Here is an 18,394-nt window from a genome sequence, read left to right as displayed (position 1 = left end):
AGCGATAGATAATTCGTTATCCCCTTTATATTTGCATTATATTAAAATACAGGAATAGGTATTAGTATGTCAGAAGAAAAAATGATGCGATTAGGCCAGGTAGCCAGAAAGCTCAATGTAGGGGTAGCAACCATCGTTGAGTCCATGGCGAAGAAGGGCTTTGAGGTAGAAAGCAACCCGAACTCAAAAATAAGTTTGGAGCATTTCAATATGCTTGCCAAAGAGTTCCGGTCTTCTGCCCAGGAGAAGGAAGAGGCCTCTCATCTGTCCATTGGTAAAAGACACAACGAGAATTTTACCATTCGCGCTGAATCTGAGTCTGAACCGGAAAAGGAAATCAAAAAACCTGAACCTGAAAAACCAGCTCCAGCGGCCAAAGAGGAGAAAAAGCCAGCCGAAAAAGATACTGACAAAATACCTACTGATGCACCTAAACTACAAGGGATAAAAGTTGTAGGAAAAATTGATTTGGAGGGTAAAAGCCCCAAACCAGGCGAAGGGGAGAAAAAAAGTGCTGAAGAACCAAAACCTCAGCAACCTGAGACAAAAGCCCCGGAAAGGAAAGTTTCCGAGCCTGAGAAACCTGAAAAAGAGGTAATAGAAGAAAAACCCAAGGCCGAGGAAAAAGCAGCCAAAGCACCTGAAAAGGCAAAGGAGGAAGAGTCCGTTAAGGAATCTACCAAACCCGAGCCATCCGCAAGTAAGGTGGAAGAAAAACCTGAAGCAGAAAAGAAACCAGAAGCAGAGAAACCGGCGGAAGAGAAACCTGCAGCAGAAGAAAAGCCTGCAACAGCCCAAAAGCCAGCCGAAGAGCCGCAAAAACCCGCTGAAAAATCAGAGGACCGTGTTATTTCAGCCAGAGCCGATTCCCTGAAGGGATTGACGGTTTTAGGAAAAATAGAGTTGCCTAAAGACAAGTCCAAAAAGAAAACCAAACCGGTGGCATCTTCGGATGAGCGCAATAAAGAAAAGAAAAAACGTCCGAGAAAACGCATAGATAACCGACCTGCCAGAGGAGCCGAAGGGGCCAAGCCGGGAGCACCTGGTGCAGCGGGAAAAGGCCCTGCCCAGGGTGCCAGAAAAGGCAACAACAGAGGAGCAACAGGCCGTCCGGGAGGAAGACCCGGAAATGCCAGGTTCCAGAAAGAAGAACCTACCCAAAAAGAAATACAGGATCAAATCAAACAAACCCTTGCCCGACTACAAGGTGGGGGTAAATCCGGAGGTAAAGGAAAAAACCGCAGGGATAAACGTTCAGAAAGATCCAAGGAGGTAAGCGATACCCCGGAGGAAAGCAAAGTTTTAAAGGTAACAGAATTTATTTCTGCCAATGACCTTGCTTCCCTGATGGATGTTTCCGTCAATGAGGTTATATCCGTGTGCATGGGATTGGGCATGTTCGTGTCCATCAACCAGCGTTTGGATGCCGAGGCCATTACCATTATTGCAGATGAGTTCAACTATGACGTTGAATTTACCAAATCCGATGAGGAAGAGGCCGAGATAAAGGTAGAAGAAGACCCAGAGCAATTGGTGGAAAGAGCCCCTATCGTCACCATCATGGGACATGTGGATCATGGTAAAACTTCTCTTCTGGATTATATCAGGAGATCCAAGGTGACCCATGGAGAAGCTGGAGGGATTACCCAGCATATCGGCGCCTATGATGTGGAAACAACTGATGGCCATAAAATAGCCTTCCTGGATACACCAGGACACGAAGCATTTACAGCCATGCGGGCCAGGGGTGCCAAAATCACCGACGTAGCCATCATCGTGATCGCTGCTGATGATAGTGTGATGCCACAAACCAAAGAAGCCATCAACCATGCACAGGTAGCCGGTGTCCCAATGATTTTTGCGATCAATAAAATAGATCGACCCAATGCAAACGCAGATAAAATCAGGGAGGAATTGGCCAATATGAACTTATTGGTGGAAGATTGGGGCGGAAAATACCAGTCTCAGGAAATTTCGGCTAAGACAGGAATGGGTATAGATGACCTGTTGGAAAAGGTACTGTTGGAATCTGAAATCCTGGAGCTCAAAGCCAATCCTAAGAAAAATGCAGTAGGCACAGTGGTAGAAGCCTCTCTGGATAAAGGAAGGGGTTATGTGACCACCATTATGGTACAAGGTGGAACCTTAAAGGTAGGCGACACCATCCTTGCAGGCCAGCATTATGGCCGGGTAAAGGCCATGTTTGACCATTTGGGACAAAAGGTTGAAGCAGCAGGACCCTCTACTCCGGTACAGGTACTGGGATTAAGTGGTGCTCCCCAGGCTGGAGATGTGTTTAAAGTTTACGATTCTGAGCGTGAAGCAAGAGAAATCGCCAATTCACGGGAACAAATCCAAAGAGAGCAAAGCCTCAGAACCAAGAAACACATTACCCTGGATGAAATTGGCCGAAGGCTGGCCATAGGTAGCTTTAAGGAGCTCAACATCATCATCAAAGGTGATGTGGACGGATCGGTGGAAGCCCTGTCAGATTCCTTGTTAAAGCTTTCCAAAGAAGAGGTGAAGGTGAGTATTATCCATCAGGGTGTGGGTCAGATTTCGGAATCAGACGTATTGCTTGCTTCCGCTTCAGATGCCATCATCCTGGGGTTCCAGGTAAGACCGTCCGCCAATGCCAAGCGATTGGCCGAACAGGAAGAAATCGAGATCAGACACTATTCCATCATTTATGATGCCATTAACCAGATTAAGGATGCCATTGAAGGCATGCTGGAACCTGAGTTTGAAGAAGTCATTACCGGTAATATTGAAGTAAGGGAGGTATTCAAGATCTCCAAGGTAGGAACAGTGGCCGGTGCTTATGTTACCGATGGGTACCTTCACCGAAAAAACAAAATCAGGGTCATCAGAGATGGTATCGTTATTCATGAGGGTGAAATCAGTGCCCTCAAACGTTTCAAAGATGATGTGGCCGAAGTCAAATACGGCTACGAGTGTGGTGTTTCTATCAAAGGTTTCAATGACCTGCAGGTGGGCGACACTTTTGAAGGTTATAAAATGGAAGAAATCAAGCGTAAAAAATAAAGCATCCCAAACTCCAAATGTGACAATACAGGATATGCCGGAGTTAAGTTTATTATTTATTTATTGATAAAAGGACAGCCTACAGCTGTCCTTTTGTGGTCTTATGGAAACCCTTATTGCAAGTCTGAAAATCTTATTCCTGCTGGCCGGTCTTGGCCTGGTCCTGGGATTTATTCGCCCGGTACTGGTACTTTGGTTCTTGCACCGCTGCAACCGCCTTATAGTCTTGAAATATTATGGGATTCCGGCATTGCTGCTGTTCCTGAGTCTGCTGTCAATCGGAGTCCTGCAAGATTAAACCGTAATTCCGATTTTCTTCCCCTCTGAACGGATATACCTTGCTGCCAGGTCATATTCTTCGGCAGAGCTGAGGTGCTCCATCATCAGGGGGATACCTGAAAGCTGGCTCAGCTCCTGAAGAAACACCTGATAATCCATTACCCCGAGGCCTGGCCGTACTTCCGTAAACTGGGGCATGTAATAATCTTCCCGTATTTGTATATCCTTGGCATGGCAACTCCGGATATGGGGACCCAGTTTTTTAAAACAGGATTTGATCATGTCTGCATTGCCATAGTACAAGCCGGGTGTAATGATCAGGTTCATGGGGTCCATGTGTACCCCAAAGGCCTTGCGGTCAATAGCCCGGATCAGGTCCAGGTAGCTGTCTGCCGAGTCCGGAAAAGCCCAGGGCATGGGTTCCAGTGCAAAGTGGGTCCTTTTGGGTTGCACTTCATCGATGATTTTGCGGGTCACCTCTACTACCTGATCAAATGTATCCGAGGTAAGGTTGTCCTTGTGAGGACCTGCCCAATGTTCCGGGTTTTTTGAGCCGCTGATATTCACACAGCAGTTGGCACCAATGGCATCGGCCAGCTGCAGGGATTGCGTGCACTTGTCGAATGAGGCCCTGGCCATCTCCGCATCAGGGCTGATGGGATTACTCCAGGCCCCTACCTCCGCAATGACGATATCGGCTTTTTTGGCCGCTGCTTCAAAAAGCCGGATTTCATCGCTTCCGGCATCCAAACTTACCGGACAGTAGGCTGCCCTGTAATTTTTATTTAGAACGGCAGCTACCCAGTCGTCCGGAGACTGGTAGTTTTGGTAGATAGGGCCTCCTAGTCTGACGCTTCCTTGTGGAAGGCCAAAAGCAGAAAGGTAAGGTGATATTCCGGCCATGGCCAGACCCATTGCGGTTTTCCTGGTAAAGTTTCTTCGGTTCATTTTCAGGTTTATTGGTTCAGATAGGGAAGATAAAGAAAAAAATCCTTCATACATACACCAGCTTGTCATTGGACAATTTCAGGCTTTCATCCATTCGGTAAGCGGCCAGATATCCTCCGTTACCCATCCCGAAATCCAGGCAGCACACATTGTGCCGGATAATAGAAGAAAATCCCGCCCGCCCATAATGGCCAAAAAATACCGGCTTTTCTCCTTCCCCATAATATTGCCTGTCCTTTATCAGTGACAGGTCCAGAGCAAGGTCGGGCAAATCCACCGGATCCACACTGAAATCTTTATAGCTCATTTGTGCGGGATCCTCCCACCATTTGTACCTGATCCTGGTACCCGCTGCAAAACCTGCTTCCTGAATGGAGGCATTTATGGGCAATGCCAACTCCTTTCCATTGAGGGTCTCTGTAAGTGCCCTGTTACATTCAGGTGTTTTTGTGATCAACTCTCCTGTAAGTGCTTTTCCAGTTAAGTTTTCCTTTAAAAGACTGATCTGCCCAGGGTCCCAACAGGCATGAACAGCACGAAAATAGTCGTTTTCATAAAAAAGAGGCAGGTTTTTAAACCAATCCACGTAATATTTGAATTCATTTAAGTTATTATCAAATGCCAAAAGGCTGTCTTCCCACTGGAAAGATTGGTCTGCCGGCAAGCTTTCATTTTCTAGTCGAAACAGGTCCCAAATGGCATTAAACTCATGGTTACCCATTAAAGCGATGGCGGAACCCTTGTCTGCCATGGCCTTTACAATTTCCAGTGTTTCTTTGATTTTTGGTCCTTTATTGATATAGTCTCCTAAAAAAAGTACGGTCCTTTGCGGGTGAAAATAGACTCCTCCCTCCTTCCTGTATCCCAGTTTGAGTAGCAATGCCTCCAATTGATCACTGTATCCGTGAATATCTCCTATGATGTCGATCATGTCAGATTTGTCTCATTTAGTGAGTTTTCAGGACTCCTAAAATGCATTATCTTTGAAATAAATCAAAAAAAGCAGCTTTTAAACAACTTCTCAAGGTGTGTCCCATTCCGCTTTTTAACACCTTGGTTTGAAAGTGAATTAAGGGAAATTCCCGATCATCAAAAAAACAAAATGATCTCTGATTCTTCAATGAGTTCTCCATACCACCCCCCGAATTTTTGCCCCTATACAATAGCAGAGGGCACCATTACCATACATCCTCAGTGGAAAAGCTATTTTTACGTTCACCTGCCCATTTTACAAAAGTTTGTTTTTTGGGGATTGGTAGCCTATTTACAAAAGAACAACCCAAACGTGCCTGGTTTAACGGAAAAAATATTCCAAGAAGCTTAAGCAGTAGACAATTATATAAAATCTATATCTGCCCATTACAAATCAAACCATGCTTTCGACAAGCTTCCTTCGACAAGCCCAGGAACCTTAGGCACCCCAGTCACTGCAGCCCCGGCATATCCATCAGCACATCGACACATCAGCACATCAAACCATCCTGCAACGCCAAACCCCCGTCTTTCCATTCATTACCGTGACTGCAAGCAAAAATTCATCTCCCCCATCTCTTAGCCGGAATTTCTTTTTGAATGCGTCGGCCTTTAAGGGATGATTTCGGGAAATTATATGGGCCAAGCCCTCCGGATAAAGCTTTTTTATCAATTTCTTGTCCGCTTTGATTTCCTCCAACACCTCGAAAACCCTCCCGGGAACGGCCTCAGGAAATTGATCGGTGGTGTACACGTGGGTGTGGGGATGTAGTTTGGCCAATCCCTGCTTGACCGCAAAACTTTTAAATGCCCCTGCTTTTAATATTCCGGCATAGGGAATGACCAGATATTTTTGGGGAAAGGAAAATACGGGTGCCGCATTGAGCTCTTCTTCCGGGGTAAAAGAAAAAACACTTTGGTCCTGACCATTGATTTCCACGGCTATAATCTTCAGCGGCTGATGCGAGCCATTGTACAAAAGCAACAATTCCCTGACCTCATTTTTTACGCTTACCACATGAATTTCTGAGAGACCAGGTAATTCCCGTCCTGCCATGCTGATGTCCAGCATGGGGGAGGCCTTGATCAGGATTTTGGCCGCTTTCTTCTGCAGCAAGGTCCAATTTTCCACTACATCCGGTTCCAGGTCCTGCAGCCGGTACAGCTTCCGATTGTCTTTTCCCCTTCTGGCAGGATCCACGAAGAGCAGGTCAAATTTTTCCCTGGTTTGATGGAGAAAAGCGATGCCATCTTGGTGGATAATCCTCAATTGCCGGCTATTCAAAAGTTGGGGAAGGTTATGCCTGGCCAGTTCCACCAATTCATCCTGTTGCTCTATATAGGTGAGCTGAGTAAAGTTTTCTCCTAAATAAACAATATCCACCCCAAAGCCTCCGGTGAGGTCAGCCAAGGTATTCCCCTGAAACAAACTGCTTTTATACCGGGCCGTAGCCTCTGAGGAGCATTGCTCCATAGAAAGTGCCGGTGGAAAAATCAGGGAAGGGTTAGCCGACCAGGAAGGCAGTTTTTGTCTGGCTTTTTGCCGCATGGCGATTTGCCGGGCAGCTGCCTTGATGTCCAGGCCGGGAATTTCCTTATGCCTTAAAAGCAATTGTGCAGGATCTTCATCAAGATGATCCTGCACAAACTGCTTCAATTGGGAATCGTATGTAGCTTGTAGTGCCACTTATACCATGCTGTGTTCCATCAGGTATTCGGCAATCTGCACCGCATTGGTAGCAGCACCCTTTCTCAGGTTGTCCGCCACAATCCACATGTTAAGCGTATTGGGCTGGGTTTCATCCCGGCGCAATCTACCTACAAAAACTTCATCTTTCTTATGGGCATTCAGGGGCATGGGGTAGATATTGTTGGCCGGATCATCTTCCACAATAACACCAGGGGTATGGGACAACAATTCTTTCACTTCATCCAGGTCAAAATCTTTATGGAATTCCACATTCACCGCTTCTGAGTGGCCACCCATCACGGGGATTCTTACGGCAGTGGCGGTCACCCGAATGCTGTCGTCTCCGAAGATTTTTTTGGTTTCGTTGATCATCTTCATCTCTTCTTTGGTGTAGCCGTTATCTTGAAAAACGTCAATGTGCGGCAATACATTCAAGTCGATTTTATAAGGATACACCATATTGGCTTCCTCACCCTTTCTTTCGGCCATCATTTGGTCCACGGCATCTTTACCCGTTCCGGTCACGGACTGATAAGTAGATACCACGATCCTTTTGATACCATATTTTTCCCTGAGAGGGGCAAGGGCCAGCACCATCTGAATGGTGGAACAATTGGGATTGGCAATAATGCGGTCATCAATCCGAAGGACTTTGCCATTGATTTCGGGAACTACCAATTTTTTACTGGGGTCCATTCTCCAGGCAGAGGAATTGTCGATGACAATGGCTCCCACTTCAGCAAACTGTGGAGCCCATTCCTTGGAGGTATTTCCCCCTGCAGAAAAAATGGCGATGTCCGGCTTCTCCGACACGGCCTGCTTGAGACCTATGACCGTATATTCCTTGCCCTTAAAAGTAATCTTTTTCCCTGCAGTACGCTCGGAAGCGACCAACAAGAGTTCATCAAAAGGGAAATTGTGCTCATCAAGCACTTCAAGAATCTCTGAGCCCACCAGGCCGGTGGCTCCTACTACGGCTAACTTCATGTTGATTAAATTTTGACCGGTTTTGTTTTCCTGCTTTGTGATCAGAAAAACATTTTTTATTTACGAATACTTATTTTATATACTTTTAGTTATATTCATTCTGTGAAAGCCATCATTTCCGTATGGAGTTTCATTGCTTTTTCCATACTAGGTTTTGTGCAGCTGCCTAAAACCGAAACTTTTGAGGTTCAGGATTTTGAAAGCAAATTTACCACCATCAACCATCCTGAAGAATTTCTGCCTGCTTGGTCAGCCAATGAGCTGAGCACAGGTACTGCCAGGGTTTTTCAGGCTGCCGGCGAAGGACTGAACCAGTCCAATGCGCTGGGTATTCAAACCATCGGTAGTTTCAATGCGCAAATTTACATAAAAACATCGACTGAAGGGTTACAAAACCCTATAATTTCCTTTTATGCCAAAACCAGCAAAAACGGGTCGGGCAACAGGCCGGTACTGCTCTATCTTTCCCTGTCAATAGACCCGGAGCAGGGCTTTGGTGAAAGGATCCAGATTGCGGATGACAACACCTTTCCCAATTCGGATACTCCCTATGCCCTATTCAGCCAGGAAATTCCTGTAGCCTTTCAGGATTTAAAACAGGTAACCCTACTATTGGAAGCGGTCTATGGTTCGGGAAACGGCTCAGCTGCCCGTTTATTTCTGGATGATTTCAGCATAGGGGGGCGACAGGATCAAACGAAAACCCTGGCCATCAATCAAGTGGAAAGCGGCGGACCCAATTCCTTGCTGCTGCATTTTAACCAGCCCATTGAATTGCCCAGGGAGGGCGTCAGTCTGGACAATGACTATGGTAATGCCAAAAATGCAACGCGCATCGATTCGTCAAAAATTCTATTGGAGTTTGAGGACTACCTGCACACCAACAGCTATACCCTGAAGTTTGAACAGATCACCGGTTTAGAGGAAGGAAGTACACATGAGGATTGGGAACATTCTTTTGACCTGCACACAGCCAGCCCCGCAGGTACCCTGATCATCAATGAAATCATGCCTGATCCCAACCCCAAAGGACTTCTTCCTCCGGATCCGGTACTGCCTGCCCAGACCAATGCTGAGTATATAGAGCTGTTTAACCGCAGCGAGAAACCTGTTTTACTCAAAGATTTTACACTCAATGGAGGACTTGTGGAGGAGGTCCTGATGGAACCAAAATCGTATCTCATTCTTTCCGTCAATTCCAATAAACCCCAGTTTGCACCTTTTGGCCCGGTGGCGGCTGTCGATGCTTTTCCCAACCTGGCCAACAATTCGGCTGCGCTCATGCTCAGGGATGGCTTTGATAATTTGGTAGACAGCCTTGTCTACGATCTGGCATTTTATCAGAACGAAGAAAAATCCAGAGGAGGTTGGGCAATGGAAAGAATCAATCCCTTCCAGACCTGCAGCGATTCCTTTAACTGGAAAGCTTCCGACTCGGACCAGGGAGGAACACCAGGACAAAAAAATGCGGTTTTCAGTGAAGCTTTAGATAACCGGCCTTTTGAAATAACAAAAGTAAGCCCTTTATCCCCAGATCAAATCCTCCTTTCCTTTTCCAAACCTTTGCCCCCTGTACTGGAATCCCTGCCTTATTTTTCCCTTTCAGGCGAAGAGCTGCTTGTTTTGGATTATTCGGATCAATCCATGGTCCTGAAGTTGGCCACGACCATGGAATCCGACCAAACCTATACCCTGGAAATAACCCAGTTGACTGATTGCTTTGGCGTTTCCCTGGCTACCAATTCCATTTCTTTTCTGTATGATACCTCTCCTCCCAAAATAGAAGAAATTTGGGGAATAAGCGGGAAAGTGCTTTTGTTGGTTTTTGATGAAGCGCTTGACCTGCAACAAGCATCGATGCCGGGAAATTTTCGGTTCCGGGAGGATGCTTCCGCAATCACTGCTGCTCATATTGATGAAAGTGCTCCCCATAAAATCAGGCTGGAATTGGACAGTCCACTTCAAATGGGCAGCAGTTACGAATTGATTGCAGACAGCATACCCGACCGTTATGGCAACTATTTGCTTGATAAGCCCATTTCTTTTTACTGGGAAGATGTATTGGATAGTATTTTTTATTCATCTCCAAATATCCTTAAGGTTATTTATAAAATCCCCCTTGACCAAAAAACCATTTTAATTCCGGAGAATTACAAGCTTGGTACTGAGGCCTGGCAGCCACGGCGGATTTTACCTGTGGGAGATGAAGAAAATAGCTATTTGCTGGTTTTTGACAGGGAATTTCCCCAGGATCAAAACCTAATTCTGGAGGTAAGTGGTATCAGGGACCCGGAGGGGGTAAACCGGTTTACCCTGAACAAGGCGTTTTTTTGGGATACCCGAAATATCAACCTCAGTGAATTGACCATTCCAGCTGCTAATAGCCTTTTGTTGACTTTTAACAAAGCACTGGATCCCAAATGGGCACTGATAGCCCAGCACTATGAAGTAAATGAAGGGATAGGCTTTCCCCAATCATTGGTCATGTCCGGCACCAATCAGGTAAAGCTTGAATTCGCCTCTTCCTGGGTTCCGGGTAAAGCTTACCGGATCAGCATGAATCAGTTGAAAGACCTTTATGGCAAGGAAATGACCCGAAGCATCAACCGGGATTTTACCTGGGACACCCTTCCACCGGTGATTGATACGGCATTTTTATTGTCACCCTTTGCGCTTGAAATGGTATGGAACAAGGCCATTGTCTTACCGGATCAGGTATTGGTAAATGGCTTACAGGCCGAAAATATAGTCCTATCGGAAGATGGTTTGAGCCTGACCCTCGCTTCAGAAAAACCCCTGGTGGAGGATGAAATTCAGGTAGCGATTCCGGTGGTATGGGCCAAAACAGGAGAATTGGCTTCGAACATCGACATTATTTTGGACAACAGCCTTTTGCGCCCTGGGGCTGTGGAAATTTGGGATGAGCAGCATCTTATGGTAACTTTTACTGATTTCCCTGATCCGGCTTCCCTGGTTTTTCCCGAAAATTACCAGATTAATTTTTCCCCGGCAAAAAGTGCCCTGCTCATGGAAAACGGATTTCAGGTAAAGGTGGAATTGCGGGAACAATTGACACTGGAGGACAGCGTTTTCATTTCCATCCATGCTGTAAAATCCAAAAGCGGGAAAGAGGGTCTTCCCTATCAGGGAAGCTTACATTATGCCGACGGGATCTACGAGCTTTGGGTCCAAAATTCCCAGTTGGTCCAAATCAACCTGCTGGAACCTCTCGATACGATTAATCCCTGGGAGGGGACGTTCAGTTTTCTGGAAGACGAGCGGAGCATTACACCACTGCTCAGCAAAAGCCGGGGCAATCATATTCAATTGATCATTGATGCACCCCTGCCCGAGAGAAGCCTGTGGACTTTAAAAATCCCTCCCCGACTGGGAGAAGATGGAAGCCGTATGCCTGGAAGTCTCAGGACCGTGGAGTGGGATCCATTGCCTCCGGAATTATTGGAAGTAGAGCCCTTACCTGAAAACCGCCTGCTTTTGTATTTCGATCAGGTTCTAAACCCAATATTGGCCGTAGTACCGGATTTTTATTCCATTGAAGGTATTTCACCATCCTCCATATCTTTGGAAAATAATGGCAAAGAGATATTACTGACCTTTGAAAATGGATGGGAAGCCGGGCAGGTAATCACCCTGGAAATCCGGGAATTGGAAGATATGGATGGGCATGCCATAAAGAGACAGTCACTGACTTTTTCCTACCTTCCTCCCGAAATTCCCCAATTTAAAGAATTGGTTATCAATGAAATCATGCCCGCTCCCCGGCCTGGCAGCCCCTTACCGAACACGGAATATATTGAAATCTACAATCCAACGGACAAATTATTTCATCTGGGGGGGATGAAAATCGCCAATTCAAGAAATGAAAGTAGTCTACCCAGGGCAACGGTTGCACCGGGAGGCTTCCTTATCCTATGCCCCGAAGCGGATAAGAAAGCCTTTGATCCATTTGCTCAGGTACTGGGATTAAAGCACTGGCCTACCCTGCTCAATGGGGGAGATGAAATTTCCCTCTACAATACCCATGGGGACCTGGTTGACAGATTGATCTACAATCCTTCCATGCCGCTGGGAGGAGAAATAGCCAATAATGGCTTTAGCCTGGAGGTAATCAATCCAGTTTATCCCTGCGAATCTCAAGAGAATTATGCTCCATCTATCAGCCCACAAAGAGGCACACCCGGAGCCATCAATACGGCATTTGACGATAGTCCTGACCGCAGGCCCCCTCGACTTCTGTCAGCCATGCCCAAGGGGGTGGATCAGCTTCTATTGCGGTTTTCTAAACCCGTAGGACCCCATAACGCCAGCAGTGAATTTCAACTTTCTCCTCAAATTGATGTCAAAGACTCCTATCCTGATTCCCTTGACCGCTTTCAGTGGATCATCCTGCTGGAAATGCCTCTGATGGAAAACCAGGCTTATCAGTTACAGGTTAATACTTGGCGGGACTGTGTGGGGAATGCCATTTCCCCGGAGGCAAACCTGGCCTGGATCAAAATACCGGCTGAGGCGGAAGAGGGAAATCTGGTTTTGAATGAAATCCTTTTCAACCCTGCCACAGGCGCCCCCAAGTTTGTAGAAATTTATAACCATTCATCCAAATTATTGAACCTGAAAAACTGGAAATTGGCCAATGAAGAATCAGGAGAGCTGGCAAACAGGAGGGTTATTTCCGGGGATGACTTGATCATTGATCCATTTAGCTACCTGGTACTCACTACGGATGTGGAAAAGCTGGCAGCGCAATATCCAAAGGGTGTAAAGGAAAGTTTTCTTGAAATGGCCTTGCCAAGCTATCCCATTCGATCCGGAACTGTGATACTATTGGACCCGGAGGAGCAATGGGAAGAAAAACTGGATTACAATGAAGACATGCATCATGGATTTTTGAGGGATGTAAAAGGGATCTCGCTGGAAAGATTTTCGGTTCTTTCTCCTGCCAATGAGCCAGAAAACTGGCATTCGGCGGCAGCACATGTGGGCTATGCCAGTCCTGGATTCAAAAACTCACAGGTGTATGACAGCCCTTCTCATGATTTGGGCATACACATCTCCCCCGAGGTATTTGTACCTCTGGCCGCCGGAGAGCAGCCTTTTACTACCATCTCCTACAAAATGGACAGGCCCGGCTACCAGGCCACTTTAAGGATCTTTTCACCTACCGGTATACCCATCAGGGAATTGTGCCAAAATGAAATTTGGGGAAGCAATGGATTTTATACCTGGGATGGTACCAATGAAAGAGGAGAAAAAGTCAATGCGGGCTATTATATTGTTTCCGGTGAATTGTTCCACCCGGACGGGGAGGTAATACAAGTCAAAAAAACCGTGGTGGTGGGAGCCAAATTTTAAAAAATAAGGGGCTGTGACAAATATTTTTTTGTACTTTGAATTCAATTTGAAAAGCAATAACCCATACCAATTGTTTTGATGTCAAAAACAATGCACCCAAATTCTGATCTGACTGTATTTATATTTTGCCTCGTCTTATTACTCACGGGGTGTAAAGAGGCAAGTGAAAATCAACCCGAATATGTACTCAGGTTTGGTCACCTGGCCAACAGCCAACATGGCTGGCACCAGGCAAGTCTGAAGTTTGCCGAGGAAGTTAAAAAAAGATCCAATGGCCGGCTGGAAGTAAAAGTCTATCCCAATGAACAACTGGGGAAAGAAATGGATGTCCTTACCGGACTCCTTGTAGGTAGTGCCGACATCATGATTACGGGTGAATCCCTGCAAAGCTGGAGCCTGCCCAAATCCATATTGTGTGCCACCCCCTTCGCCATCCGCGATTCCGATCACCTGAAAAAGGTAGCCGGAGGGCCATTGGGAAAAGAAATCGAGCAACATATACTGGACATTGCAGGCTTCAGGCCCATCGCCTGGTTTGAAAGAGGTGCCAGAAATCTTACGGCAAACAGGCCCATCAGGCATCCGGATGAACTGCAGGGCATGATACTGCGGGTACCGGCCGTCTCCCTTTACGTGGATACCTGGAGCGCTTTAGGTGCCAAGCCTACCCCCATGGCCTTTTCAGAGGTCTTTACGGCATTGCAACAATCTACCATACATGGTCAGGAAAACCCATTCGCCCTGATCAAGGATGCGGGGTTGTACGAAGTCCAGCAATATTGCATGCTGACCGAACATGTGAAAAGCTGGGCCTATGTGGTCATGAGCAATAAAAAGTATGAAATGTTGCCCCCTGACCTTCAGCAAGTCATCGATGAAGCTGCTGCAGTGATGCAGGAATATGAGCATGAATTGTTTCTTATACAGGAAAAGAAAGATTACCAATTTCTTTTGGACCAGGGCATGGAATTCATTGAAGTGGACAAAGAGGCGTTCCGGAAGGCCTCCAACAAGGCCGTTATGGAAGCTTTTGATGCCGATCAGATCGATTTGTTAAACAGAATCCAGCAGGTACAATGATCAAAACTTACTTTCCCGTTTTGGATAAAATTCTGGGATTCTTTTTGAATCTGAGTTTCGTATTGATGATCGCAGTTGTTGTACTGCAGATCATTGCCAGGTATGCCCTGCCCTGGTCACCAAACTGGACTGAAGAATTGGCCAGATTTTGTTTTATTTACCTGGTGAGTATCGGAGCAGCATTGGCCGTAAAAGACAAGGGATATGTCAGTGTGAACACCTTTCTGGACCGGCTTTCCCCAAAAGCAAAATCAAAAATGGAAGCCTGCATCTTGGTTTTGGTCATTTGCCTGATGCTTACCCAATTTATTTTCAGTCTTCCTCTGATGGATATCGTTACTTTGCAAAAATCACCTTCCCTGAACCTCAATATGGCTATCATGTATGGATCAATGGCCATAATGGGTTTATTTGTCAGCCTGTACAGCATTTTTGAACTACTAAAAAAATTCAAATGACCGTTTTGCTTTTTGTGGTGTTCCTGATTTTACTGATCCTGGGTTTCCCTATAGCTTTTGCCTTGGGGATTTCCGCTTTCACTTACCTGATCTTTAGCGATATTCCATTAATGGTCATACCTCAAAAGATGTATGCCGGCATTGATGTGTTTGTTTTACTCTCCATTCCCGGATTTATCCTGGCTGGCAACCTGATGAATGCCAGTGGAATTACCCAAAGGATCATTAATTTTTGTAATGCCCTCCTGGGACATATCAGAGGAGGACTGGGGCTGGCCAATGTTGGTGCCTCTATGTTATTTGGGGGAATTTCGGGTACGGCCATTGCTGATACTGCCAGTATAGGTTCAGTAATGATCCCTGCTATGAAAAAAGAAGGCTACGATGCCCCTTTTTCCTGTGCCGTAACCGCCTCATCTTCCACCATTGGACCCGTTATTCCTCCCAGCCTTCCCATGATCATTGCGGCTACTTTGACAGGCTTATCCGTTGGTAAACTATTCGTTGCAGGTATCATTCCAGGTTTGTTATTGGGCGTAGGATTTATGATCACTACCTATTTGATCGCCGTCAAAAAGAAATATCCCAAAAGTAGTCGTAAACCGATAAAATTTATTTTCAAGAGTTTCTTTCAGGCCTTTTGGGCAATAATGATGACTTTTGTAATTCTTTTTGGCATCATTGGTGGGGTTTTCACTCCCACTGAAGCTTCTATAGTCGCGGTCATTTATGCCATCGCCATCGGTCTTTGGGTTTACAGGGAGTTGAAATTAAAGATGATACCAGCCATTTTGCTCCAATCGGCGAAAACCACTGCAGCCCTGATGGTATTGGTAGGTTTTGCCAACCTCTTTGCCTGGATCATGACGGTGGAAGAATTACCACTCCTGATTGCCAACAGCTTACTCGAACTCACCGAAAACAAATGGATCTTATTGTTATTGATCAATTTACTCCTGATTTTTATAGGTGCCTTTATGGAAACCATAGCAGCATTGTTAATTCTTTTTCCAGTGCTGCTGGGAGTGGCCGTTCAGGTAGGTGTGGATCCTGTACAATTTGCCATTATCATGGTTTTTAATTTGGTGATAGGCCTTACTACACCTCCCGTGGGCGTTTGTCTGTTTGTTGCCTCCAGTATAGGGCAGGTTTCAATAGAAAAAATTGCCAAGGCAGGTTTACCCTTTTTATTGGTCAGTTTGGGAGTTTTGATGCTGCTTACTTACATTCCGGCAATCAGCCTTTGGCTTCCAGGGCTATTTTACGACTGATCACTGCATAGACATTTTGGCATTATTTCAAAATAAAATTAGACAATTTGACTTATTTAAGCGTTCACGCATGACTTATTGTCTTAATTTTCAGTGGTTTATAGCTAAATAAACATTGGCATTTGATTTGATTTTGGAGAAGAAAAAGCATTATAAACCAAAAACTATTATAGCCATGACACTGATGAAAGTAGCAAACAACGGAAAAAAATCCCAAGTCCCTGCATTTGACAATTTGTTTGACAGGTTATTCGACATGCCTTCGGCTTTTGACCTGGGTGCGCCCCTGAGCCGTTTCAAAGCCAGCGTACCGGCAGTAAATATCAAAGAAAATGAAAAGAATTACTTGCTGGAACTGGCTGTACCTGGCCTGAAAAAAGAAGATTTTAAAATCTCTTATGAAAACGAGCACCTGGTGATCGCCTCAGAAAAGAAATCCGAAGAGCAGGAAGAAAAAGATCAGGTAACCAGAAGGGAATTTCATTATGAATCCTTCCAAAGATCCTTTTTCCTACCTGAAGAGAAGGCTGACATTGACAACATCAATGCGCAGTACAAAGACGGAATCCTTTTGGTCAGCATACCCAAAAAGCAAATCCAGAACAAGGTAAAGCAAATCACTGTAGGGTAAATTAAAAATCCCGAAAATTAGTCTGAATGCCTCCCCTACCAGGGAGGCTTTTTTATTTGATCCCTTCCTAAAAGCTATTTGTGCCAATCTGCGTGATCTGTGGTAGGCATGTGGGATTTGCCACAATATTTTCTGATTCCAATGAAACCTTATATTTCCTTATATCACTTATATGGTTCAAAAAAAAGGAGAACCATATAAGGAATAGAAGAACATAGAAGTGGGCTTGTATTTGATTTTCTCTGTTCTAATCCGTGGTGGGAACAAAGGATTCACCACAGATAAACCCAGATTACCACAGATTTTTTTTTGTAGCCTAAACCTTATATTTCCTTATATGTCTTATATGGTTCTAAAAATAAGGGAACCATATAAGGAATAGAAGAACATAGAAGGGAGGTTGCTTTTGATTTTCTCTGTGTTAATCCGTGTAATCTGTGGTGAACATTTCTTTTGCTCCGGGCATAAAAAAAGCCCTTGTGGCGTTAACCAAAGGGCTTTTGAATAAATGAGGCGGCGACCTACTCTCCCGGGTGTAACCCCAGTACCATCGGCGCTGCAGGGCTTAACTTCTCTGTTCGGGATGGGAAGAGGTGGGTCCCCTGCGCCGGGCCGCCTATGTCTTTACGGAGCCACCTGGGCTTTCCGCTAATCTCTTGTGTTCTTCTATGACAGTGTCTCGCGGAAAATGCAATGTGTCAAAGGTGTTCAAGCTTTCGGGCTATTAGTACTGCTCGGCTTTGCCATCTCTGGCTTTACACCTGCAGCCTATCAACGTCATCGTCTCTGACGGCCCTGTTTGGAAGTCTCATCTTGGGGCGAGTTTCGCACTTAGATGCTTTCAGCGCTTATCTCTTCCCGACTTAGCTACCCGGCGGTGCAGTTGGCACCACAACCGGTACACCAGCGGTCGGTCCATCCCGGTCCTCTCGTACTAAGGACAGCCCCCCGCAGACTTCCCACGCCCGCAACAGATAGGGACCGAACTGTCTCACGACGTTCTGAACCCAGCTCGCGTGCCACTTTAATGGGCGAACAGCCCAACCCTTGGGACCTTCTCCAGCCCCAGGATGTGACGAGCCGACATCGAGGTGCCAAACCTCCCCGTCGATATGAGCTCTTGGGGGAGATCAGCCTGTTATCCCCAGAGTACCTTTTATCCTTTGAGCGACGGCCCTTCCATTCGGTACCGCCGGATCACTATACCCGACTTTCGTCCCTGCCCGGCATGTACGCCTCACAGTCAAGCTCCCTTATGCTATTGCACTCCACGCACGGTTACCAAGCGTGCTGAGGGAACCTTTGGAAGCCTCCGTTACTCTTTTGGAGGCGACCACCCCAGTCAAACTACCCACCAAACAATGTCTCCCACTTACGGGGATTAGACACCAGGCACACAGAGGGCCGTATTTCAACGGTGGCTCCACAACGCCTGGCGACGCCGCTTCATTGCCTCCGGCCTATCCTACACACCGTGTACCCGATGCCAATGTTAAGCTGCAGTAAAGGTTCATGGGGTCTTTCCGTCCCGTTGCGGGTACGCGGCATCTTCACCGCGACTACAATTTCACCGAGCTCATGGCTGAGACAGTGCCCAGATCGTTACACCATTCGTGCAGGTCGGAACTTACCCGACAAGGAATTTCGCTACCTTAGGACC

10 protein-coding genes and 2 rRNA genes are annotated in these 18,394 nt (G+C 46.1%); 6 read left to right on the top strand and 6 right to left on the bottom strand.

The genetic code is table 11. The features are described 5' to 3' along the window. Positions 1–66 precede the first annotated feature (66 nt). The gene (gene infB, locus HUJ21_RS00135) at positions 67–3,045 is read left to right on the top strand and encodes a translation initiation factor IF-2 (protein ID WP_291366246.1); all 2,979 of its coding nucleotides are present in this window, start codon (positions 67–69) and stop codon (positions 3,043–3,045) included. A gap of 294 nt (positions 3,046–3,339) precedes the next feature. Here the strand turns inward: infB and HUJ21_RS00130 are convergent, their stop codons facing one another. The 4 genes from HUJ21_RS00130 to HUJ21_RS00115 form a co-directional block, all read right to left on the bottom strand. Beyond that, positions 3,340–4,272 carry a TIM barrel protein gene (locus HUJ21_RS00130; protein ID WP_291366245.1) on the bottom strand — a complete coding sequence of 311 codons (933 nt, stop codon included), beginning with the start codon at positions 4,270–4,272 and terminating at the stop codon, positions 3,340–3,342. 46 nt (positions 4,273–4,318) lie between these two features. Continuing rightward, entirely contained in the window at positions 4,319–5,203 is an 885-nt protein-coding gene (locus tag HUJ21_RS00125; protein ID WP_291366244.1) for a metallophosphoesterase, read from the bottom strand. A 540-nt stretch (positions 5,204–5,743) separates the two neighbouring features. Next, complete coding sequence (locus HUJ21_RS00120) at positions 5,744–6,931, bottom strand: class I SAM-dependent methyltransferase (protein WP_291366243.1); 1,188 nt, start codon at positions 6,929–6,931, stop codon at positions 5,744–5,746. Beyond that, on the bottom strand, positions 6,932–7,921 hold the full coding sequence (locus tag HUJ21_RS00115; RefSeq protein ID WP_291366242.1) for an aspartate-semialdehyde dehydrogenase: 990 nt from the start codon (positions 7,919–7,921) through the stop codon (positions 6,932–6,934). Between the two features lie 102 nt (positions 7,922–8,023). Between HUJ21_RS00115 and HUJ21_RS00110 the strand changes: the two genes are divergently transcribed. The 5 genes from HUJ21_RS00110 (at position 8,024) to HUJ21_RS00090 (ending at position 16,734) form a co-directional block, all read left to right on the top strand. Beyond that, positions 8,024–13,294 (top strand): lamin tail domain-containing protein, encoded by a 5,271-nt coding sequence (locus HUJ21_RS00110; RefSeq protein ID WP_291366241.1) that lies wholly within the window; start codon positions 8,024–8,026, stop codon positions 13,292–13,294. Between the two features lie 90 nt (positions 13,295–13,384). Beyond that, positions 13,385–14,374, top strand: coding sequence for a TRAP transporter substrate-binding protein (locus tag HUJ21_RS00105; protein ID WP_291366240.1), 990 nt, complete (start codon positions 13,385–13,387; stop codon positions 14,372–14,374). Next, positions 14,371–14,832, top strand: a complete 462-nt coding sequence (locus tag HUJ21_RS00100) for a TRAP transporter small permease (RefSeq protein ID WP_291366239.1) — start codon at positions 14,371–14,373, stop codon at positions 14,830–14,832. Before HUJ21_RS00105 ends, HUJ21_RS00100 begins: the two co-directional genes overlap by 4 nt. Beyond that, positions 14,829–16,103 (top strand): TRAP transporter large permease, encoded by a 1,275-nt coding sequence (locus HUJ21_RS00095; protein ID WP_291366238.1) that lies wholly within the window; start codon positions 14,829–14,831, stop codon positions 16,101–16,103. Before HUJ21_RS00100 ends, HUJ21_RS00095 begins: the two co-directional genes overlap by 4 nt. Positions 16,104–16,278: 175 nt before the next feature. Further along, complete coding sequence (locus tag HUJ21_RS00090; RefSeq protein WP_291366237.1) at positions 16,279–16,734, top strand: Hsp20/alpha crystallin family protein; 456 nt, start codon at positions 16,279–16,281, stop codon at positions 16,732–16,734. Between the two features lie 508 nt (positions 16,735–17,242). On the opposite strand, the gene rrf is transcribed toward HUJ21_RS00090, so the two are convergent. Both rrf and HUJ21_RS00080 read right to left on the bottom strand, forming a co-directional pair. After that, positions 17,243–17,354 (bottom strand): 5S ribosomal RNA (rrf, locus tag HUJ21_RS00085). 84 nt (positions 17,355–17,438) lie between these two features. After that, a 23S ribosomal RNA gene (locus HUJ21_RS00080) occupies positions 17,439–18,394 on the bottom strand; the annotation flags it as partial.

This window comes from Cyclobacterium sp. (assembly GCF_014762705.1).
Lineage (GTDB): Bacteria > Bacteroidota > Bacteroidia > Cytophagales > Cyclobacteriaceae > Cyclobacterium.
Note: the sequence above shows the minus strand (reverse complement) of the source record. Positions and strands in the feature narration are given on the sequence as shown.

What these genes read in the sequence shown, in the direction of transcription:
- HUJ21_RS00090 (WP_291366237.1), top strand. Translation starts at nt 16,279, where the DNA reads ATGACACTGATGAAAGTAGCAAACAACGGAAAAAAATCCCAAGTCCCT.
- HUJ21_RS00130 (WP_291366245.1), bottom strand. Translation starts at nt 4,272, where the DNA reads ATGAACCGAAGAAACTTTACCAGGAAAACCGCAATGGGTCTGGCCATG.
- HUJ21_RS00115 (WP_291366242.1), bottom strand. Translation starts at nt 7,921, where the DNA reads ATGAAGTTAGCCGTAGTAGGAGCCACCGGCCTGGTGGGCTCAGAGATT.
- HUJ21_RS00105 (WP_291366240.1), top strand. Translation starts at nt 13,385, where the DNA reads ATGCACCCAAATTCTGATCTGACTGTATTTATATTTTGCCTCGTCTTA.
- HUJ21_RS00125 (WP_291366244.1), bottom strand. Translation starts at nt 5,203, where the DNA reads ATGATCGACATCATAGGAGATATTCACGGATACAGTGATCAATTGGAG.
- HUJ21_RS00100 (WP_291366239.1), top strand. Translation starts at nt 14,371, where the DNA reads ATGATCAAAACTTACTTTCCCGTTTTGGATAAAATTCTGGGATTCTTT.
- infB (WP_291366246.1), top strand. Translation starts at nt 67, where the DNA reads ATGTCAGAAGAAAAAATGATGCGATTAGGCCAGGTAGCCAGAAAGCTC.
- HUJ21_RS00095 (WP_291366238.1), top strand. Translation starts at nt 14,829, where the DNA reads ATGACCGTTTTGCTTTTTGTGGTGTTCCTGATTTTACTGATCCTGGGT.